The organism is Veillonella montpellierensis DSM 17217, assembly GCF_000426745.1.
In the GTDB taxonomy this organism is placed as follows: domain Bacteria; phylum Bacillota; class Negativicutes; order Veillonellales; family Veillonellaceae; genus Veillonella; species Veillonella montpellierensis.
The window spans coordinates 1-20,980 of record NZ_AUFY01000026.1; the positions used below are offsets into that span (position 1 = coordinate 1).

Here is a 20,980-nt window from a genome sequence, read left to right on the forward strand (position 1 = left end):
ACAGCATTCCGCCTCGATAATTTCTACATTTTTTCTCTTACTTAAATCTCTTAGAATTTTACCTACATCAACTTTTATCCGACCATAAATTATTTGCCTTCTATACTTTGGAGCAAAAACAATATGATATTTACATCTCCATTTACTATGTGATAAGCTTTTTACGTCATTCATTGACATTGAACCTCCTATGTTAAAATGTTGTGGTTGCCAGACCAACTTCATTTTATCACTAGGAGGTTCTTTCCTTTTCTCTAAGAAATTTTACTGACCCTCAGTTTAACTGGGGGTTTAATCATGCCTATTCGGCGTACAACCACAAAGGCACTGACTACCACCAAGGTAGCCAGTGCCTTTCTATTGTTAGTTGTATCATCCTATTCGACGGTCATCAAACAAAGGACATCAAGTACGCCCTATATCTATTCTAGTATACACAGAGGCATCATACATGTAGGAGTAAACCTACTATACTACTATGAACAATCATATATGTCATATCGATGTAACTAGCGCCATCGTTACTTACTAAAATAGTCTTTTCCCACTTTCAAATCGCCCCGTTTACAAGACACTTGTAGTTCATCGCCACTCATCAATTGTAATGACCCTAAGGGTACTAGGTATTGACCATTGCGATAGACGCTAACCACGTTCATGCCCACAGGCAAATCCAGTTCTTCTAACGCAGTGCCAATGTGTTCACTTACCACAGAAATTTTAGTTTGAAATACGGTCTGCATACCTTCCATAGATGGCTGCTTTGTCATGGCTTGTAAGAGGGAATCATAAATCGGTGGTTCTTTGCATAATTCCGCCACTAAATAGGCGATAATCGTAACGATACCAATGGCATAAATATTGTGAAAGCTATTGGTCATTTCCAAGACTAATAAAATCGCCAATAACGGTGTACGCATAGCCGCCGCCAGCATACCACCCATCGCACACACTACGAGTTGTGGCACCCAATCGCCTTGTATGCACCCAAAAGAGGTGAGTAAGCTTTCACTGAAAGCACCCGCCGCACCACCGATAACGAGCATGGGTAAGAAAATCCCCCCTTGTGCACCACTGCCATAGCAAAATGAGGTGAGTAGTATTTTACCCACCACGATACACGCCAATAGGGCTAGACCGTGAGAGTGTTCTGCTAGTTCTGCCACGAGGTCATTACCGCCACCTAATAACAATTGGGAATCATAGCCGATGAGAGCTACGACGATAAAGGTAATGACGAGTTTCATACATCGTGATAGGGGCATTCTTTCAAAAAGACCTTTACACAGAAATATGGCTCGACAAAATAGAACACCTAGTAAACCCATGCCGATGCCCATAGGGATGAGGTAGGGAAAGTACATCAATGGCAAGCCGTCCAATACGGTAAACCCCAAAGAGGGTTGCAAGCCAAAGAGTTGCGCCGTAATAAAATTAGAAATCAATGCCGCCACAAAGGTGGGAATCACTAATAAGGGGTAAAAGCTTTTATGCACTTCTTCAAAAACGAAAATGGCGCCCGACACAGGTGCACTAAATGCGGCAGCCAGGCCAGCCGCTGCCCCAGCCGATGTGAGAATGCGCTGTTCGCGAAGAGAACTTTTCATCCAGTAGGACACAATTTTACCTACCGCGCCCCCTAGTTGCACCGAAGGTCCTTCGCGCCCCACAGAAAAGCCAGCCAATCCCGTCAAGGCACCGCCAATATATTTGGATACCAATATACGGTACGGTTTCATGCTAAAAATGCCCTGCATTTCTCCTTCGATTTGCGGAATGCCTGAACCGCCTGACAAAGGCGCCCACTGCAATGTTTTATCGATGATAAAGGCCATGACCACCATAAGGAGCAGCCAACCGATGACAGATAGTGCATCAGTATGGGCCATCAAAGACCACCGCCAATGTTCAGACGTTAAAATAAAATAGCGAAAGGTAGCTCCAAAAAATCCTGCAATGACACCCACCAAGGCCCCTTTACCGATTAAATCGAGGAGCATCGCTCGATTCATAGTTAAATCTACAAGAGATGTATTCTTTCTCCTGTATAACGATAATTTCATACATATACTCCATCAATGATTAACACGTACACCTGTCTTTTTTCTTCTTGCACACACAGCGCTTCATCGCCGCTCTTTGATCAAGGCCATGGAGAATCGTTTCTTTTTGCTTTGCTTTTTTACGTTTCTTCTGCTTTTTCTGCTTCTTTTTCTCTTCCTTATAATGTTGTTTCGCCAATTTTTTAACTAGCTTTTTCCACGACATGCCAGCAATCAATTCATCGACCAACAGTTCTACCGCTGTTACGTCTGGCGATGCGTCACCTATTGCCTGTGATTGCGTATCCGTATCCTTATTTTTATCCTTTTTCTTATCCTTATTTTTATGCTTCTTCTTAGTTTTTTGTAAATCCTCATCACTTATAGCGTGAGAGGTAGCCCGTTCTTTTTCTCGTGCTGAACGTGCGCCACTTGGTGTCATCTCGTTCATATCCACCTTAGCATGTTTATGTTCCTCATCTGCGAGAACCGTCCGTAACGATGACGATGCACGATGGTCTCCTACGTCTTCTTGCATAGTCACTCTCGTTTGTTGCGGTGTCACCATAAGCGGCGATGGATGTGTAACTGTTACGTCTTGCCGTTTCTTAACCACTAATGGTTGTTTCTGCTCTACCGTCATCGCCTGTGGTTCTTTTCGCATCACTCGATTCGACGGTTTTACCATCATCGGACCTGCAGGTCGCTCTACTAGCGGTTTATGATAGGAAAGCATCAATTCACGCACCACTTCTGGCACTTCCACATCTTCTAACTCGGCCATGTGAAAGTCCATATCAGACGACGTATCACCGTCCAAACAATTTTGTTCCAACGATTCATACACATGTAATCCGGCTAATTGTTGTTGCACATCATAAATTTGGGACCATAGCGTTTCTAACAACCCCGTATAATATAGACGATACTTCACCTCTTCATAGGCCAATTTAGTCACTTGTAGTTCTTCTGGCGAAATATCATCGTCCACGCTAATTTCCTCAATGACCTGTAAAATTTTTTGATCCTCTTTATGTTTGTCTTGTAGCATACGGCGAACGCTAGTAACTACCGCCATGTCTACGATACCGTGTTGATTATACATACATATCTCCTATTCCTCTTATGACAACCACGAACTACGAATGCTAGGTTCCTCACGTCTAGATTACTCATGACGAACTATGATTCTCTTATGTAGTAATCATACCACTTACCTAAGGGTATTGTTAAGTAGGGAGATAGCCTTTCAAATAATTAATTCATAGGGCCCTATTGCAGCTCGTTAAACCATCACCATAGGCGAATACAAGTCATCGCTTCCTCTAACACTAGGACTGACAAAAACATATATACGATCCAAAGCAACACCCCATCGGTAATGATTGTATACCCTATCGCCATGAATCGCCTTATATATACTAGACAAGGAACTAACTGCTTGTACACCCTACGCAACACTATCACCAATGGCACGATACACATATCGCTTACTACACCCTATATAATCCTCATCACTGATGGCATATACACGCGCACCCTACGCAACAACCATTACTGATAGCATATACAGCTCCTCTTAGTACACCCTAGGCGACAACGCTTTATACAACTCGTCCTATCATAGGTGCCTGTAACCGATTCAAGGACCTTCCTACTGGATATATCAAACTTGTACATATGTGATGATTGCCTAAAAGGCATACGAAAGCTATTATAAGCTATTGTTTCTCATAGATACAACGTCGTTCATAGGCTATAGGTTTCTCATAAGATATGATATAATAAGTTACATTAAGGAGTGTGATAGTGTAATGGATAGTGACATAACCATTGACCTGATTATCGTGCTAGCATTGATCATAGCTAACGGTTTATTTTCTATGACAGAGCTAGCCATTGTAAATTCTAAAAAAAGTAAATTGGAAGAACTGGCCAATCAAAATAATCATGCCGCCAAGCGTGCCTTATCGCTCTTGGAGGATCCTAATCAAATGTTCTCCACCGTACAAATCGGCATTACCTTGGTGGGTATCATTACTGGTTTATATTCTGGAGCCACCTTTGCAGAACCCCTATCCGATTGGATTCGTTCCGTCGCCCCTGCTATCGAGCATTATGCTTCATCGATTAGCTCGTTCATCATCATCGCCTTAACCACCTATTTGTCGTTGATGATTGGCGAACTGGTGCCTAAGCGATTGGCGCTGAATAGTCCTGAAACGATTGCTATGTCTGTTGCTCATCCCATTTATTATTTATCCCTTGCGTTAAAACCGATTGTCGTCTTTTTAAGTGCGTCTACGAATATATTTTTAAAAGTACTGGGCGTGAAAAATAAAGAAGAAGCCCCCGTTACAGAATCGGAAATTAATAAAATGCTCACCGACGGTGTGGCGATGGGAGCCTTTGAAGAAGAAGAACCCGTGTTAGTGGATAATATTTTCCGCCTTGCCGACTTGAATGCGTCCGATGTAATGACACCGCGGACACAATTAAAATGGATTGACCTCAACAGTGATGAAGAAGACATAAAAAGTATACTCGCTACAGCGCATCACTATCGAATTCCTGTAGGGAAAGATTCCTTGGACGACTTAATTGGATTAGTGACCGTATCGGATATACTTACGTTGCAACTGACAAAGACGAAAGAACAGTCATTAACGGACATGATTTATGAGTGCACGAAAGAACCTCTCCTAGTGCCCGAATCCATTACACTCATGAAGTTGCTCGAATTATTTCGCCAAGAAGGTGTCCATGAAACCATCGTGTTAGATGAGTACGGTGCTTTCAGTGGACTTGTTACCTTGCACGACATTATGGAAGAAATCGTAGGTCTCATGCCGTCGGGGGAAGAGGAAAAACAGGAAGAGGAAAATCGCGTCATACAGCGCTCTGAAACGACGTGGCTCGTAGATGGGTTGCTCAATATAGATGAGTTCAAAGATTACTTTTCCATCACCAAGGAATTACCTGGCCAGTTGGACGACTTGTATAAAACGATGGGCGGATTTGTTACCTATCTAGTAGGGCGTATTCCGAAAGAAACGGATACGTGTCATTGGGATGCCTATACCTTTGAAGTGATGGATATGGACAACACGCGGGTGGATAAAATTATGATTACCTATGAACCACCAATCGACGAGGATACCACAGAAGAAACGGATTCCATCTAAGAGGGTAAGACTATAAACAGATTGACATAGATTCCCATAACCTACGTGTCTAAGCGCCATATGATGTAATCAATTTTAGGCAGCTCTATAGCTGCGCCTAAAAGTACGTAAGCGAATCAAATCTAATAAGAACGTGACCTACCACTAGGTTACACTCTCCACCTATGACCACGTGTCGTAACACGGGTAGGATAGGAAGCACTTCTATAACGCTCCTATGGAGGAACCTACTAAAAAGATGTATAATAAAACTATGTATACAGTAATGACTACATTTGTATCATTATAGGTATCGTATAGGTTTCTCGGGTCATCATAGGTTACTATCACTTCTATCCATAAGGACTCGTCAACGATACCTATAATTACATATTCACGTATAAGGACTGTATCGATGCAGTCCTTACTTTACATAATAAAAATTTTACAAAATATAATTTTACAACTATAACACAGCGAATCGCCGAGAAAGGAGGATACGGTTATTGTCTGTAATAACCGTTACAATTATGAAAGTATCTTCTTATGTCACACGCCTAGGTGCGTATATAACTATGAGTGCCATTCTATGTATATCCGCCCTAGCCTCTACTGGTTGTGGTTCTACAACCGCCAAGCAAGCGCCTACACCACTGGTAAAAACAATGGTGATTGGTGAAAGCCAAGGCGCGGATAGTACTACCTATTCTGGAGTGATTCAGAATAAAACAGAAACCCAATTGGCCTTTCAGAGTAGCGGACAAGTGGTGACCAAACAAATCCATGTAGGTGATCACGTACAGGCGGGTCAAGTTCTTGGGTCCGTGGATAAAAGCAATGTCCAAGATCAAGTAACACGTGCCCATGCAGCGGTAACTGCGGCACAATCACAATATGACTTGGCCGCCACCAATGCGAACCGTTACCAATCACTTTACGATCAACAAGCGGTTAGCCGTTTACAGTTAGATCAAATGATTCACGCTAACAACTCGGCCTTAGCAGCCTTAGAAGAAGCAAAAGCGAATTTGAATACGGCTACAACCCAACTGGCCTATACAAATCTCGTAGCCCCCGACGATGGCATCATTACGGCCGTTCATTTTGAAGTGGGACAAGTCGTCGCCGCTGGGCAACAAGTAGCTACCATGACCAGTGGTAATGAACCAGAAGCTGTGATTGCCTTGCCAGAACAAATTGTAGGCACCATTCATAGTGGCATGCCTGTCACAGTATCTCTATGGGCATTGCCAAACCAATCGATACAAGGGGTAGTGCGAGAAATTTCCCCCGTACCTGATCCTGTATCACGCACATATACGGTACGGATTAGTCTATCCAATCCACCTGCGGCCTTAGAGCTCGGTATGACTGCCAATGTATCACTTACGAGTGCAGCCAACGAGGCTATTACCATTCCGATTACAGCTCTAACTAAAAATAGCACAGGGCAAGCATCTGTCTATGTAATACGGAAAAATACACTTCATCTAGTACCCGTCACCACTAGTCAATTTCAAGATAATAACGTACTCGTCACACAAGGCTTGTCGCGCGGTGACCGCATTGTCACTGCCGGTGTAGATCGATTGTCTGACGGCGAAACAGTACGCTTTTAGTGCTATCATCTATGAGGTGTCTTATGAGTCGAATTAACTTAGCATCTTGGGCCTTACGGCACAAGTCGATTATCTATTATTTTATAGCCGTGCTCTTAACCTTCGGCATTTTTTCCTTTATCCACATGGGCCGCATGGAAGATCCATCTTTCACCATTCGTACCATGGTCATCGGTGCGTCATGGCCAGGTGCCAGCCCTGAAGAAATGTCCACGCAAGTAACAGACAAACTGGAAGAAGCAATTCGTGATGTACCAGGTCTTGATTATACGCGAAGTTTTACCGACGGTGGTAAATCTGTTATCTATGTGAATCTGAAAGACGACGTATCCACCAATCAAGTACGCCAATCGTGGACAGAAATTAGAAACAAAGTGAATGACGAATGGAAAAACCTACCTTCCGGCGTACAAGGACCTATCATCAACGATCGTTTCGATGATGTATACGGCACCATCTATGCCATAACAGGCAATGATTATAGTTTTGAAGAAAAACGACAACAAGCAGAATCCATTAAGCGCGCCTTACTGTCCGTACCTCATGTGAAAAAAATCGAATTAATCGGCGTACAGCAACAAACCTTACACATTGAAATGGATAAAGATAAATTGGCCGCCTATCACGTGAGCAATCAAGAGCTACTAACCGCCATTAAGCAACAAAGTACCATGGTACCTGCCGGTATGATTACTACCGATACGACCAATGTCTACGTTCGCGTGAATGGTCTCTTTAATTCCATCGACGAAATTCGTAATCTACCCCTTACTATACACGGTCAAATCATTCGTCTCGGCGATATTGCCACCGCTACCATGGATTACTCAGATCCATCACAACCTTTGTTCTTTTACAATGGCACGCCCGCTATCGGTATTGCTATTTCCATGGAAGACGGTGCTAACAATATAGAATTTGGACAAGCCATCGATGAAAAAATGGCGACCTTGCAAGGGGAAATTCCAGTAGGATTATCTATCAATCAAGTGTCGAATCAACCACACATCGTGCAAACGTCGATTAATACCTTTTCTCGCTCCCTCTTAGAAGCCATCATCATCGTCTTAGCCGTAAGTTTTATATCGCTCGGTCTACGAAGCGGTATCGTGGTAGCCTTAACGATTCCCGTCGTCGTCTGCTCCACCTTTATCGCCATGTATCTCAATCATATCGATTTACATAAAGTAAGTTTGGGCGCTCTCATTATCTCTCTCGGCTTACTCGTAGACGATGCGATCATCGTCGTAGAAATGATGATTGTAAAATTAGAGGAAGGCCTCGATCACAGTCGTGCGGCTACAGCCGCTTTTCGTTCCACCGCCCTTCCCATGCTAAGTGGTACACTCATCACATGTGCCGGCTTTATCCCTATTTCCTTATCGAAAGGTATGGTGGCAGAATTTTGTGCCAGCCTGTTTGCCGTTGTCGCCTTGGCGCTCCTACTTTCCTGGATTGCCTCTGTTTTGGTAAGTCCTGTACTAGGCTATGAATTAATACGCATAACGCCGACCACGAAAGATACGTGGAAATCACGGGTCATTGCAAAACTCTACGACCGTTTCAGACGCATCTTACTCTACGCATTAGGCCATAAACAGCTGGTCTTACTCACGACGCTCGGCGTATTCATCGTATCGCTTAGCACGTTTCCTTTATTAAAAGAAGAATTTTTCCCTACTTCCACACGGAATGAAATTATCCTAAACATGCAATTTCCCCAAAGCTCGTCCTTGGCCTACACGAAACAACAGGCAGACACCTTATCGCGCATGCTCGCTGGCGATGCACGCATTGCCAGCTATACCACCTATGTAGGCGAAGGGTCGCCACGCTTTGTGTTGACCCAAGATCCCGAATTGCCGCGCAATAACTTTATGCAAGCCGTCATCGTCACCCAGTCGCTCAGCGATCGTAACTCGTTATACGAAGAACTACAAAACACGCTAAACACCACCTATCCATCGGCATTGACCACATTGCAGTTTTTACAAACAGGGCCCCCTTCCAAATACCCAATCATGCTCCGCGTATCCGGTCCAGAACCAGACATGGTAAAAACAATTGCTAACTCCGTAAAGGAAGAAATGGAACAAACCCCTCACGTATCCGATGTGGCTTTTGATTGGCCCGATACAGAACCGACCGCCCAAATTCACATCGACCCCAATAAGGCCCGCGCCTTAGGTGTGGACAGTTATGCCATTTCCCTAACGTTACAACAAGAAATTTCCGGTATGAAAGTCGGCGAATTCTACGAAGGCAACCAAACGATTCCCATCCAATTTAAACTAGCCGGTAACGTGGCCCATAATCTTTCCGTGCTACAATCTTTGCCAATTCAAACGGCCTCTGGTGCCTACGTACCATTAAGTCAAATCGCTACCATATCCCTATCCCAAGAGGAAGGTATCATTTGGCATCGCAACATGAAACCGACCATTACCGTTCATGGATCCGTACCGCCAACCGTGTTAGCAAACTCTGTAGAAAAAGATATTTATCAACAATTAGCACCCCTTCGTGAAAGCCTACCTGTAGGCTATACCATTGAGTTAGACGGGGCCACTGAAAAAAGTGAAATCGCCCTTTCCAACTTGCTAACCGCCGTACCCGTCCTATTCTTCATTACCATGACCATCCTCATGTTCCAACTTAAAAAAATAACGCTCATGATTATGGCCGTATTAACTGCACCGTTGGGCCTCATCGGCGTCGTATTATCCCTCGTTATCACGAGAACGCCCCTCGGGTTCATGTCCATTTTGGGCATCATCGCCTTAAGCGGTATGATTATTCGTAACTCTATTATTCTCATCGATCAAATTGAAACGCATCGTGCCAACGGTGAAGACGTGCGACAAGCGGTCATCGACTCGACGCTATTGCGATTTAGACCGATTATGCTCACCGCTATGGCCGCCATCCTCGGCATGATTCCCCTTATGAGCGATGTATTCTGGGCGCCTATGGCGATTGCTTTCAGTGGTGGCTTGTTAGTGGCTACCTTACTCACCCTCATCGTCTTGCCCGTTATGTACACTACTTGGTACGAACGAAAACACTAACGATGACACTGAAAGAATGACAAGATACGAGATGTCTATTTCATCTATCCCTACGTACTGATAATAAACGATATACTCACGCGCAAGGTAACGAAATAGACATCTCTTGTCTCTAGTCCCCAAAGAATATCGGTATAGGATCATCTTCATTTCTTGATACGCCTGTTGCACAGAAATGATAAAAATAAATGATAGGAATATGACTCATTCCAAATATAACAAAATCCCCTAGGATTAAAAGTCCTAGGGGATTTGACTTTTTATTGAGAGTTACCTCTTAGGCTATTGCTCAAATTAGCACAAAACCCATAGGGATTACCATTCAGTAGAGTTGCACTTGACTTAACAATTCAAGATTCAAAAAAATAGTTTCTGTTTACTTGTGATAGTGTTCTATTTTATCCTCATATTTTTTTATAAGTTCTCGTGAATAAACTTTTTTGTTTTTTGAATCTCTGACTTCTTTCCAAAGAATTGCAGCTACTTGTATTTTATTAGAGTAGTTACAACTATTTTCGTCTGCACAAAAATCCTTTAAAAATTGATTCCATTGACAAACCGAATTATCATACTTAGCATAATCTGATTTTCCATAATAAACTTTGAGCATATCTTGAATTGTAAAACTCAAATCATTTTGTCTTTTCACTTTTCTCCAAGCCGTTGCCATATCTGCAGTAAATTTAAAAGGCAAAACACCTGTTACAACAGAAAAATATTCTCTGAATTTTGAATTAAAGGAAAATCCACACTCAAGTAAAGGCATATCTAAAGTAATATAATCAACTTGTTTCTTTATGTTTTTTATTGATGACTTTTTAATCACATCACCCTTAAAGTACTGCTCAATAATATAAGTGAGTTCTTGTTTTGTACCTCTATATTCTAATCCTAATAACTTGCATATCTGTGAAAGTTCTTCACGATACCAATAGTATTTATTAAACTCATCAAACGATGTGATTTTATCAAACTTAGGTCTACTTTCTATCATTGTTTTATCCTTTCGAAAAGCTTGAATTTACAATCTAAGTGCAACAAAAAATGATTCACCGTTTTCTGGTAAAATTATGTCGACGAAAACCAATCAACCAGGAGGAACGATGAATCATTATTCTCATTTTACACTAAAAGAGCGTGAGTTGCTAAAACATTATATGGACATCGGCTTAAATCAATCTGAAATAGCAACAAAGTTAGGACGCAACAAATCGTCAATTTGTCGTGAGTTAAAGAGAAATTCTTTACAGGGAACATATTTGCCCTGCGATGCACAGGCACTTTATGCCACCAGAAGAAAAGCATGTCGTCCTCATAAGAAGTTAGACGATGCTGTTCTTTTCCAAAAGGTAAAGTCGTTATTCTTAGAGCATCAGTGGTCTCCGGAACAGATCGCTGCTCGCTTAAAATATGAAAAAAGTGTTTATCGCATTAGCTTCACTACAATTTATCGAGCCATTTATTATGGCCTTTTTGACGATCCGAATCTCTCTAGGGGCAACAGAGGATGTATTAGAAAATTAAGACATCGCGGAAAAACAAGGCATAGCAAGTCCTATGAAGAGAGACGCGGTAAAATTCCAATCACTAATCCCATATCCGAGCGACCCGATGCAGCCGAAAAAAGGCAACGCTTAGGCGACTGGGAAGCAAACACAGTGGCAGGTAAGATCGGCAGAGCATGTCTACTCACATTAACAGACAGAAAAAGTCGCTACCTTCTTTGCCGGAAAATTTCAAAGAAGACTGCCCAATGTGTTAAGCAAGCCATGGTTGAACTGCTGAAGGATGAACCCCTTCAAAGCATCACTCCCGATAGAGGGAAAGAATTTTCAAAACATCCCGAAATTTCACAGCAACTTTCTCTCGTAGAATTCTATTTTCCGTTGCCCCATCACCCATGGCAACGAGGTACCAACGAAAATACAAATGGTCTATTAAGAGAATACTTTCCAAAAACGAAAGATATTGACCAATCAGATAGCTATATTGAAGCGAAAATAGAAGAGATCAATCGTCGTCCACGTAAATGCTTAAACTGGAAAACACCTTATGAAGTTTACCATTCAGTAGAGTTGCACTTGACTTGACAATTCAAGATAGAAAAGCTTGTTGACATTTACCATGACGGATACGAAAAATGTGAGTAATCTATCCGAAAATGACCACCTTTTCTGTCGCCAGATTAGAGGGAGCAACACAATCATTATATTATCTATGTCGTTTATGTGAGTTAGTATCTATCCTATTCTCCACGCGTGTAGCATACGCCCCTCTTATAAAGGGCGCGCTTTAATATCTTTTGGTTTTCTCGGATAGTTCATTGGTGTCTTTCTTTGTTTTTCTAGGTACACCACGGCGCGCTTATCCGATATGGTAGGCAATGTGATGGGACGAATTTCTCGTACGGCACCGCCTAACACAGATAGAGCCCTTTGTGATTCTTCTACTTCTTCTTCATAGATAGCCCCTTTTAAAGCGATGCAATAGCCGCCTACTTTCACATAGGGTAAGGTCCATTCTGCCAATATGGGAAGTCGAGCCACTGCACGACTCGTAACCAGATCATAACGTTCACGATGTTCTATTTGATGACTCATATCTTCCGCACGCCCATGCAACGTGGTCACATTTGTAAGATTGAGCATGTCAATGACGTCTTGCAAGAAGCGCAATCGTTTTTGCAGCGAGTCGAAAAGGGTAATCTCTAAGTCACGGCGATAGATGGCGAGAGGAATGCCTGGGAATCCAGCACCCGTTCCCACATCTAACAGACGTGCCCCCTCGAAAAAATAGGCTGGGTCATAACAAGATAGGGAATCGATCATATGCTTAACCACTACTTCATGAGCGTCCGTAATAGCCGTCAAATTCATATGCGCATTGGTCTTGATTAAATGCACGTAATAGGTGTAAAAATCTCGTCCTTGTGCATCGGTTAACGGTAATCCGATAGCCTCCATTTGTGCTAACATATCCGCTATAAATACGTCTTGTTCTACTACATAGTCTGATACAGATGCTTTCATAGCCAGTCCTTTCTTCTATCCATCTACTAATTTATACGTTACGCCTATGAACATCAACTACGGTCATCGATCTACAACCATCTAGCAAAGGCTATCTACCTTTCTACTCCTAAACGCATGCCCTACGGTGCGTCTAGCACGTAGTACCATATGGCGATCCTAATGTACGAATAGTATCCTAAAAACGCGTTCTTTCTATCTACATCTAGTAAAAGACAATGCATAGCTTGTATTATCAACATCTATCTACACTATACTGCTGCGCCTTGCTACTAGGTCTACAAATCATCATTACGACCTAAGCACATCGTGTGACTCTTACTGCTTATGGTTGCGATGATACTGTTCCAACTGAATGAGTAGTACAGAAATATCTGCTGGAGATACGCCAGAAATACGGCTTGCCTGTCCAATAGAATGAGGTCTAATTGTTTCTAATTTTTGCTTAGCCTCTAAGGTAATCCCTTTCATAGACCCATAGTCCCAATCGGAAGGAATCACTTTATATTCCAATTTGCGCACCTTTTCCACTTGGTCGAGTTGCTTTTTAATATATCCATCATAGGTAATGGAAATATCGATTTCTTCTTCCACATCCGGTGTAAATCGCTCTATGTGAAAGGCGTCCGCCACCATAGAATAGGAAAGTTCGTTACGTTTCACCAAATCAAAGGCCCGTATCCCCGTTTTAATCGGTGCCGTTTTTAGTTCTTGTAAAATGGCTTGCGTTTCTTTTGATGGGGTAATCGGCGTATCTTTCAACAATTGAATGCCTTTTTCAATGGCCTCTTTCTTACTCTGAAAGCGCTGATACCGCTCATCGCTCACGAGTCCAATGGCGCGCCCTTTTTCTGTTAAGCGCATATCTGCATTATCTTGGCGCAACAATAAGCGATACTCGCTGCGACTCGTCATCATGCGATAGGGTTCATTCGTTCCCTTCGTCACTAAATCATCAATCAATACGCCAATGTAGGCTTCGGATCGAGATAGGATAAACGGTTCTTTACCACTCAAGTATAAGGCCGCATTAATACCAGCCATCAATCCTTGTGCCGCCGCTTCTTCATAGCCCGATGTGCCATTGGCTTGTCCTGCAGAATAAAGACCTTTAATCGCTTTCACCGCTAGAGCCGGTGTCAATTGTAAAGGATCTAGGCAATCGTACTCAATGGCATAGGCAGGGCGCATAATTTCTACCGATTCTAAGCCGGGAATCGTCCGCAAGAAAGCATATTGTACATCGATAGGTAGGCTCGTACTCATCCCTTGTACATACATTTCATTCGTATGTTCTCCCTCTGGTTCGATGAATAATTGATGTCTATTTTTATCGGCAAAACGAACCACTTTATCTTCAATGGATGGACAATAGCGAGGACCAATCCCTTTTATCATGCCACTATACATAGGAGCGCGATGTAAATTCTCTTTAATAATTTCGTGGGTTTCTTCATTCGTATAAGTTAGCCAACACACTTGGCGGTTTCGGTCTTTCCAATCGGACATAAAGGAAAAGGAGTGATAATGAGGGTCCCCTTCTTGGATGGCCATCCGTTCCGTATGCAACGTGCGTCGATCTACGCGCGCCGGTGTACCCGTTTTAAATCGTCGCAAGGCGATGCCATGGCGCTTCAAGGACTCTGAAAGTAATTCCGCCGACCGTTGCCCATTCGGTCCCCCTGCATAGGATAGCTCGCCAGTGATGATACTTCCTTTTAAATAGGTACCGGTACACAAAATCACCGCTCTAGCCTCATAGACTTCACCTAGTTCTGATACAATCCCTTTCACAGTGCCATCTTCCACCAAGAGTTCATTCACCATGATTTGCTTAATATTAACGCCCTCTGTATTTTCTAGGGTTTCTTTCATCAATCGCTGGTAGGCCCCTTTATCCGACTGAGCGCGCAAGGAATGGACCGCTGGCCCTTTCCCCGTATTTAGCATACGCATTTGCACCGTCGTAGCATCTGCGTTGATTCCCATCTGACCACCTAAGGCATCAATTTCACACACTAAATGACTTTTACCAGGACCGCCAATCGCTGGATTGCAGGGCATTAACGCAATATTATCTAAATTTAATGTGGCCATTAAGGTGCGATACCCCATGCGTGCTGCTGCCAATGTAGCTTCACAGCCAGCATGACCGCCACCTATCACAATTACATCATACTTATCTACTGTATACATCTAAACCTTACCTCAATGATTCAATACTCGTTCTATACCATAGATCGTTACGCATAGCTCATTTACTACCATCAATCTAGGACATTATTTCCCTAAACAAAATCGTGAAAATAGTTCATCTACTAAGGATTCGCGAATCGTATCGCCCGTAATGTCGCCCAGTGCTTCCCATGCGCCACGAATATCGGTAACCACTAAATCTACAGGCATAGCGCTATCAATGCTTGCCATCGCCTCTAGTAACTGTGACTTAGCCGACTCCATCAATGAAATATGACGCACATTACTTAACACCGCTTGCTGATGATGCGCCACCTGTCCACCATAGACTAATTCTTTCACCCAACGATTGAGTATACGAGTCCCATCACCAGCTTTGGCACTAATGGTTTCTATCGCCGTATACGTACCAATCTGGTTGATATCATGCGCCGTAACGACTTGCGCCACATCCGATTTATTAATCAACACGATGGTCTGCTTACCCGACACAGATTGTAAAATATCGATTTCCTCTGCCGTAAGCGGTGTGGACCCATCAATGACACATAAAATCATATCCGCTTGTTGCATATAGTCTTTCGCTTTTTGAACGCCCATCGCCTCAATGGTGTCTTCCGTATGGCGAAGCCCCGCCGTATCGATGAGTCGAAGCGGAATCCCTTCAACATTCATGTATTCTTCAATACTATCTCTCGTAGTGCCTGGAATATCGGTAACGATGGCTCGATTTTCACGGAGCAAGGCATTTAATAAACTCGACTTACCCGCATTCGGTCTTCCTACGATGACCGCCATAATGCCATCACGAATTAACCGTCCCGTCTGTGCCGTCGCCAGTAGGTCATCCATATCGTTCATAATCGGTAATAAACCGTCCCTGACTTCCTCTAAGGTTACCTCTTCAATATCTTCTTCGGGATAATCGATAGTGACTTCTAATCGTGCAATCATAGCCATTAACTGTTCCCGTACCTCATGTATATAGGTGGATACAGTGCCATCTAGTTGTTGCACCGCTAAGGATAACGAGTCTTCCGTTTTCGCATCAATAATATCAATGATCGCCTCTGCTTGGGTCAAATCGATACGACCATTTAAAAAAGCTCGTTTCGTAAATTCTCCCGGCTCTGCCAAGCGAACCCCATTGACTAGCAATAGTTGTAAAATCGATCGTACAGACACCATACCGCCATGGCATTGGATTTCAATGACATCTTCCGCCGTATACGAATGAGGGCCTTTCATTAATAGCAACAACACTTCATCGATGATGTGCCTATCTGGTGTATCAGGGTCGATGATATAGCCATATTGAATTGTTTTATTAGGTCGCTTACGTAAATCCAATGTCCCTTGACTCGAAAATAATCGATTGACGATGGAAAACGCCTCGCTGCCACTTACACGAATAATACCGACACCACCAATACCAGGTGGCGTAGCAATGGCGGCAATCGTATCAGATAGATACATACAATTTCTCCTTATCCTAATTCTCTATGGTCCTATGAACGTATTCCTACACTGGCATACAATCTACATCTATGCATGTACACAGACCTATAACATACTCTAACAGCTCTATCTTTAAGTATAATACACGATGACGGTGTGAGTAAAATAATATCATAAAAATTGGCATGAAACACAGATGTATTTCATGCCAATTTTCTACTACGATTATCGCTTATAGCTAATCACCACGTGGCGATATGGTTCTTCACCTTCACTATCAGTCACAATATGTGCATCATTTTGTAATGCCGTATGAATTAATTTTCTTTCAAACGCATTCATCGGTTCCAACGACACTTTTTGTCGTGTTCGTTTCACTTTACTAGCTAACCGCTTAGCCAATACTTGTAACGTTTCTTCACGACGGGACCGATAATTTTCCACATCCACTACAATGTGACAATGACCGTTCACTTCTTTATGGGCTACTAAATTCGTTAAATACTGAATAGCATCTAACGTTTGACCATGTTTACCAATCAAAATTCCCAATTCTTCACCGTGAATCTGAAAGATAATTTTATCCTGGGTCGTCATCTTTTCAATCATTACCGATAGACCCATTTGTGAAAACATGTCGTCTAAGAATTGTTTCCCCTTCTTAGCAATCATATCTTGCACTTCTTTTGTAAGAACATCGTTCGTATGGTCATCTACTTTAGCACGTAAAGAACGATCATCGTCTACTGCCACTTGCTGTGCCTCAGTGGTTTCTACCACGATTTCTTCAGGAGCAGTATCCTCTTCGTTACTAGGTACCACTACATCTTCGCTTTCACTAGTTGTAAAATATAAACGAACTACAGCTGGCTTACGACCAAAGCCTAAAAATCCATTCGATGATTGTGTAACAATTTCACTGTTAACAAATTCACGACCATCTTGATGTAATTGTTCTTTTCCTTGTTCAATCGCATCTTCTACGGTTTTTGCAGATACATCTATAAATTCCATATTAAGCCTCCTTTTTATCATTTCTATAGATAAAGGCTTGTTGTATTAATTGGAAAATGTTAGAAACAACCCAATAAATAACTAATCCACTTGGAAAGCTTAAACTGATATAGCCAATGAATAAAGGCATGAAAATTTGCATGATTTTAGCTTGTGCACCACCAGCAACACCTGTACTAGCGCCACTAGTTTGTTTACTCATAATATACGTAGACACGGCACTTAATACAGGTAGAATATACATAGGATCTGGTTCACCTAAGCTAGGTAACCATAAAAAGCTAATAAAATTAGGATCATATGCATAATCTTTCAATGCCCAATAAATAGCGATTAAAAATGGCATCTGTACAAGTAATGGTAAACACCCCGATAAAGGATTGATTCCCATTTGTTGATATAGTTTTGCCATTTCTTGTTGCACCCGTTGTGGATCACTTTTATACTTTTCTTGAATTTCTTTCATTTTAGGCTGTAATTCAGCCATGCCCTTCATGGATTTGATTTGTTTAACTGTTAATGGTGCCAAAATTGCTTTAATAACGATGGTTAATAAAATAATGGCGATACCATAACTAGGAAATCCTACTAATTGAGTAAGTTGATAGGACCATGTCACACATTGTATCATAAAATCAACTAAAATTTGAAATATTGCCAATAGTCTTCTCCTGTATCAAAATATAACATACAGCTATCGTCCTGTGCGTGCCTATAAGGTTATGGTATGGTCTAAATTTCATCCATACAGACACTTAGGTATTTCCAAAACTGTGCATTATGGTAATGGATCATAGCCTCCCTTATGAAAGGGATGGCACTTCATAATCCGCTTGATGCCCAAAATGCTACCTTTCACTGGACCATATTTCTGTAATGCTTGTAGGGTATATGTAGAACATGTAGGATAAAATCGACACGTTCTCGGTTTTAATGGTGATATAGCTATCTGATATATACGTACTAACGTAATCAATATGAAATTGATACCTCTACTAATATACGTAATCCATCTATGCACTCGTATCGCCTCTTTTATGATTTCATAAGTTTACTACGCCCTAGCAAATAGAGTATTTCTTTTTCTGCTTGCGCGTATGTAGCTGTACTAAGTTTAGCGCGCCCTACCATCACAATATGATAGCCTTCTCGAATATCATGTTGATGTAGACGATATACTTCTTTTAGTAATCGTCTAGCACGATTACGTTCTACTGCACAACCTACTTTTTTACCCGTTACAAACCCAATTCGCGTTGCTTGTTTAGCCACTGGCATACGATATATAACGCAAAGACGACCGACTTCATAGTTACCATGTTTATATACAAGACGATATTCACTGTTTTTAGTAATCCTACGTTCTTTCCGTAAGCCGTTCATTCTTTCCTTCATATATTCACCATAGAATAGAAAAACTTGGCAGCAGCGCCAAGTTTTTTCTCCTGCCTAAAAGCTATTATATTATGCAGATAATTTTTTTCTGCCTTTTGCACGTCTTCTTTTTAACACGAGACGGCCGCCAATAGTTTTCATACGTTCACGAAAACCATGAGTACGTTTTCTCCAAAGCGTATTTGGTTGATAAGTACGTTTCATTAGTAAAACACCTCCTCGTAATGTTTTATGATTACTTATACCATAACAGTATAAGTATATGGTGTACGCTGGTAAATGTCAATCAAAATCTATAAATTTATAATTCTTAGTTGTCAAGAATATTTATAATTAACTAATATACGAATATAATACATGGGTGAGAAATACAAAAATAAGAAGTCTCTCTGTTATAATAAATACAGGTGACAAAGCCGAATTATTATTTCAAAGGAGAGAGCTTCTTATGACCTCTATTATAACCGAAGAACTACGCTTTCGTAAACGTATTTGTGAAAATACGATAAAACATCAAAATAATGCTTAAACTGCTAGAAAATATCATACGCGTAGACAACAAGTACAACGGTGACTAAAGCGTTATAATGGAACCATTGAATCCTTACGACTAAAAAGCTGTAGACCTCACTTACATCCTAACCAGCATACAACGAAAGAATTAACACTTATTAACCGTGTATATGCTAAATTTAGACATGAATGGCTTTTATTTACTAGAATGTTACACAAACTAAGCATAAAACATAACCTAATATGCCCATTCTCGCTATGGCAAAATGAAAAAGTACAACGAAGTCATAAAATTGATAGAGAACGATTTTACAAAAGAAAGTTTACGAGTCTTAATGCTTTCTTACAAGCGCATTAACGATATGCAAGTAGATATAATAACATAGCACAAAAAGTATTGGGATTTACATCACCTATATTAATTATCATTTATTGATGAGGGGGAATTAGTTTGGATAAAGGAATAAAAGAAAATTTATTTAATAGTAATGGACGTTTAGGGAAGAAAAAGTTTTTAAAAAGAATACTTTTAATTGAAATATTATTATTTAGTTTAACAGATCTTATATATAGATGTTTTTTATTAAATAATTTTATAATGTTTATAATTCAACTGCCTTTCATTTATAGTCGATATACATTAATGTGTAGAAGACTACATGATAGTGATAGAAGTAATAGTCAAGCAAAAGTACTAACAATATTATGTCTTATTGGTTTATTTTTAAATACTAATGCGTCAATTATGATTAATTTTATAATTATAGGGGGAGAAATATCTATTTTACTTCGAGATGGAACAGTTGGATTAAATGCATATGGTAACGATCCTTTAAAATTAACTGATAAAAGTTATTTATAGATGGAGGTTAGTTAAAATATGAGTTTTGATAAGATTATTATAATTTTATTAATATTGCTTTTAATTATTTATAAGATATATAAAATACATTCAGGCATATATGATAAAAAAAAGGATATTCCCTATAATCATTCTTTAATAAATATAGACATTATTTATATCTTTTCATTGTTTTTATTGGCTATATCATGTATTTTAATATATTCTCCATATTATTTAAAGTTTGTATGGATTGGTAATTGTATAGAAACGATAGTATTTTTTATATGGAGTTATATTTATTGGAAATCAAGAAATACTATTAAAAGAATTTTGGAGCTTAAAACTTTAAAACCAAAAGAAGTTATAGAAAATCTGGATTCATTTAATTTTAAAGGAAAAACTATTCTAAGTTTGTTTTTTTCATTATTTAATCTTTGGGGAACAATTATAGAAATTATAAAGACGTTTTTTTAATACTAAATATTACTTTATCCTTTAAAGCATTTTTCTATCATTCGTTTTGAATGTCTAATAAATTATGTAATACATCTTTTTGAGTATCTACATAAATAATAAACCTAAGTAGATATAAATTATAACCACCCGTAGAACGGGTGGTTTGCTCTGACCCTATAAGG

At 40.7% G+C, this 20,980-nt stretch carries 18 protein-coding genes; 6 read left to right on the forward strand and 12 right to left on the reverse strand.

Annotated elements, in window-relative coordinates; genetic code table 11:
• The 3 genes from K357_RS0106745 to K357_RS0106755 all read right to left on the reverse strand — a co-directional run.
• Window positions 1–174, reverse strand: a 174-nt coding sequence (locus tag K357_RS0106745; RefSeq protein WP_038113800.1) for an IS200/IS605 family transposase, incomplete at its 3' end; no start/stop codon positions are given.
• A gap of 347 nt (window positions 175–521) precedes the next feature.
• A complete protein-coding gene (locus K357_RS0106750) occupies window positions 522–2,063 on the reverse strand; it encodes a ClC family H(+)/Cl(-) exchange transporter (protein WP_028258024.1) in 1,542 nt (513 codons plus the stop codon).
• A gap of 19 nt (window positions 2,064–2,082) precedes the next feature.
• Complete coding sequence (locus K357_RS0106755; RefSeq protein ID WP_028258025.1) at window positions 2,083–3,147, reverse strand: hypothetical protein; 1,065 nt, start codon at window positions 3,145–3,147, stop codon at window positions 2,083–2,085.
• Window positions 3,148–3,856: 709 nt separating this feature from the next.
• Here K357_RS0106755 and K357_RS0106760 point away from each other — a divergent pair.
• The 3 genes from K357_RS0106760 to K357_RS0106770 all read left to right on the forward strand — a co-directional run bounded on the left by K357_RS0106760 (window position 3,857) and on the right by K357_RS0106770 (window position 9,893).
• Window positions 3,857–5,227, forward strand: coding sequence for a hemolysin family protein (locus K357_RS0106760; protein ID WP_028258026.1), 1,371 nt, complete (start codon window positions 3,857–3,859; stop codon window positions 5,225–5,227).
• Between the two features lie 485 nt (window positions 5,228–5,712).
• Window positions 5,713–6,825, forward strand: a complete 1,113-nt coding sequence (locus K357_RS0106765) for an efflux RND transporter periplasmic adaptor subunit (protein WP_231562223.1) — start codon at window positions 5,713–5,715, stop codon at window positions 6,823–6,825.
• Window positions 6,826–6,848: 23 nt separating this feature from the next.
• Window positions 6,849–9,893, forward strand: coding sequence for an efflux RND transporter permease subunit (locus K357_RS0106770; RefSeq protein WP_028258028.1), 3,045 nt, complete (start codon window positions 6,849–6,851; stop codon window positions 9,891–9,893).
• Window positions 9,894–10,269: 376 nt separating this feature from the next.
• On the opposite strand, the gene K357_RS0106775 is transcribed toward K357_RS0106770, so the two are convergent.
• Window positions 10,270–10,887, reverse strand: a complete 618-nt coding sequence (locus K357_RS0106775) for an SAP domain-containing protein (RefSeq protein ID WP_028258029.1) — start codon at window positions 10,885–10,887, stop codon at window positions 10,270–10,272.
• Window positions 10,888–10,996: 109 nt separating this feature from the next.
• Between K357_RS0106775 and K357_RS0106780 the strand changes: the two genes are divergently transcribed.
• The gene (locus tag K357_RS0106780; protein ID WP_028258030.1) at window positions 10,997–11,983 is read left to right on the forward strand and encodes an IS30 family transposase; all 987 of its coding nucleotides are present in this window, start codon (window positions 10,997–10,999) and stop codon (window positions 11,981–11,983) included.
• 186 nt (window positions 11,984–12,169) lie between these two features.
• Here the strand turns inward: K357_RS0106780 and rsmG are convergent, their stop codons facing one another.
• From rsmG to rpmH, 8 genes are all read right to left on the reverse strand, one after another.
• Complete coding sequence (gene rsmG, locus K357_RS0106785) at window positions 12,170–12,922, reverse strand: 16S rRNA (guanine(527)-N(7))-methyltransferase RsmG (RefSeq protein WP_028258031.1); 753 nt, start codon at window positions 12,920–12,922, stop codon at window positions 12,170–12,172.
• A gap of 318 nt (window positions 12,923–13,240) precedes the next feature.
• Window positions 13,241–15,118, reverse strand: a complete 1,878-nt coding sequence (gene mnmG, locus K357_RS0106790; protein WP_028258032.1) for a tRNA uridine-5-carboxymethylaminomethyl(34) synthesis enzyme MnmG — start codon at window positions 15,116–15,118, stop codon at window positions 13,241–13,243.
• A gap of 84 nt (window positions 15,119–15,202) precedes the next feature.
• A complete protein-coding gene (gene mnmE, locus K357_RS0106795; RefSeq protein ID WP_028258033.1) occupies window positions 15,203–16,594 on the reverse strand; it encodes a tRNA uridine-5-carboxymethylaminomethyl(34) synthesis GTPase MnmE in 1,392 nt (463 codons plus the stop codon).
• A gap of 207 nt (window positions 16,595–16,801) precedes the next feature.
• Window positions 16,802–17,590 (reverse strand): RNA-binding cell elongation regulator Jag/EloR, encoded by a 789-nt coding sequence (jag, locus tag K357_RS0106800; protein WP_028258034.1) that lies wholly within the window; start codon window positions 17,588–17,590, stop codon window positions 16,802–16,804.
• Between the two features lies 1 nt (window position 17,591).
• On the reverse strand, window positions 17,592–18,221 hold the full coding sequence (locus K357_RS0106805) for a YidC/Oxa1 family membrane protein insertase (RefSeq protein WP_051212164.1): 630 nt from the start codon (window positions 18,219–18,221) through the stop codon (window positions 17,592–17,594).
• Window positions 18,222–18,368: 147 nt separating this feature from the next.
• The gene (gene yidD / locus K357_RS0106810) at window positions 18,369–18,578 is read right to left on the reverse strand and encodes a membrane protein insertion efficiency factor YidD (RefSeq protein WP_028258036.1); all 210 of its coding nucleotides are present in this window, start codon (window positions 18,576–18,578) and stop codon (window positions 18,369–18,371) included.
• A 47-nt stretch (window positions 18,579–18,625) separates the two neighbouring features.
• Window positions 18,626–18,973, reverse strand: coding sequence for a ribonuclease P protein component (rnpA, locus tag K357_RS0106815; protein WP_028258037.1), 348 nt, complete (start codon window positions 18,971–18,973; stop codon window positions 18,626–18,628).
• An 81-nt stretch (window positions 18,974–19,054) separates the two neighbouring features.
• Window positions 19,055–19,189 (reverse strand): 50S ribosomal protein L34, encoded by a 135-nt coding sequence (gene rpmH, locus K357_RS0106820; RefSeq protein ID WP_006555255.1) that lies wholly within the window; start codon window positions 19,187–19,189, stop codon window positions 19,055–19,057.
• Window positions 19,190–19,949: 760 nt separating this feature from the next.
• Between rpmH and K357_RS0106830 the strand changes: the two genes are divergently transcribed.
• Both K357_RS0106830 and K357_RS0106835 read left to right on the forward strand, forming a co-directional pair.
• Window positions 19,950–20,360, forward strand: a complete 411-nt coding sequence (locus K357_RS0106830; protein WP_028258038.1) for a DUF805 domain-containing protein — start codon at window positions 19,950–19,952, stop codon at window positions 20,358–20,360.
• Between the two features lie 18 nt (window positions 20,361–20,378).
• Window positions 20,379–20,816, forward strand: a complete 438-nt coding sequence (locus tag K357_RS0106835) for a hypothetical protein (RefSeq protein WP_028258039.1) — start codon at window positions 20,379–20,381, stop codon at window positions 20,814–20,816.
• Window positions 20,817–20,980: the final 164 nt, after the last annotated feature.

Bases quoted from the DNA above. Each gene is read 5' to 3' on its own strand.
- K357_RS0106775 (WP_028258029.1), bottom strand. From the start codon at position 10,887: ATGATAGAAAGTAGACCTAAGTTTGATAAAATCACATCGTTTGATGAG.
- K357_RS0106780 (WP_028258030.1), top strand. From the start codon at position 10,997: ATGAATCATTATTCTCATTTTACACTAAAAGAGCGTGAGTTGCTAAAA.
- jag (WP_028258034.1), bottom strand. From the start codon at position 17,590: ATGGAATTTATAGATGTATCTGCAAAAACCGTAGAAGATGCGATTGAA.
- rnpA (WP_028258037.1), bottom strand. From the start codon at position 18,973: ATGAACGGCTTACGGAAAGAACGTAGGATTACTAAAAACAGTGAATAT.
- K357_RS0106770 (WP_028258028.1), top strand. From the start codon at position 6,849: ATGAGTCGAATTAACTTAGCATCTTGGGCCTTACGGCACAAGTCGATT.
- K357_RS0106755 (WP_028258025.1), bottom strand. From the start codon at position 3,147: ATGTATAATCAACACGGTATCGTAGACATGGCGGTAGTTACTAGCGTT.
- K357_RS0106835 (WP_028258039.1), top strand. From the start codon at position 20,379: ATGAGTTTTGATAAGATTATTATAATTTTATTAATATTGCTTTTAATT.
- K357_RS0106750 (WP_028258024.1), bottom strand. From the start codon at position 2,063: ATGAAATTATCGTTATACAGGAGAAAGAATACATCTCTTGTAGATTTA.
- mnmE (WP_028258033.1), bottom strand. From the start codon at position 16,594: ATGTATCTATCTGATACGATTGCCGCCATTGCTACGCCACCTGGTATT.
- rsmG (WP_028258031.1), bottom strand. From the start codon at position 12,922: ATGAAAGCATCTGTATCAGACTATGTAGTAGAACAAGACGTATTTATA.
- K357_RS0106805 (WP_051212164.1), bottom strand. From the start codon at position 18,221: ATGATACAATGTGTGACATGGTCCTATCAACTTACTCAATTAGTAGGA.
- K357_RS0106760 (WP_028258026.1), top strand. From the start codon at position 3,857: ATGGATAGTGACATAACCATTGACCTGATTATCGTGCTAGCATTGATC.
- rpmH (WP_006555255.1), bottom strand. From the start codon at position 19,189: ATGAAACGTACTTATCAACCAAATACGCTTTGGAGAAAACGTACTCAT.
- mnmG (WP_028258032.1), bottom strand. From the start codon at position 15,118: ATGTATACAGTAGATAAGTATGATGTAATTGTGATAGGTGGCGGTCAT.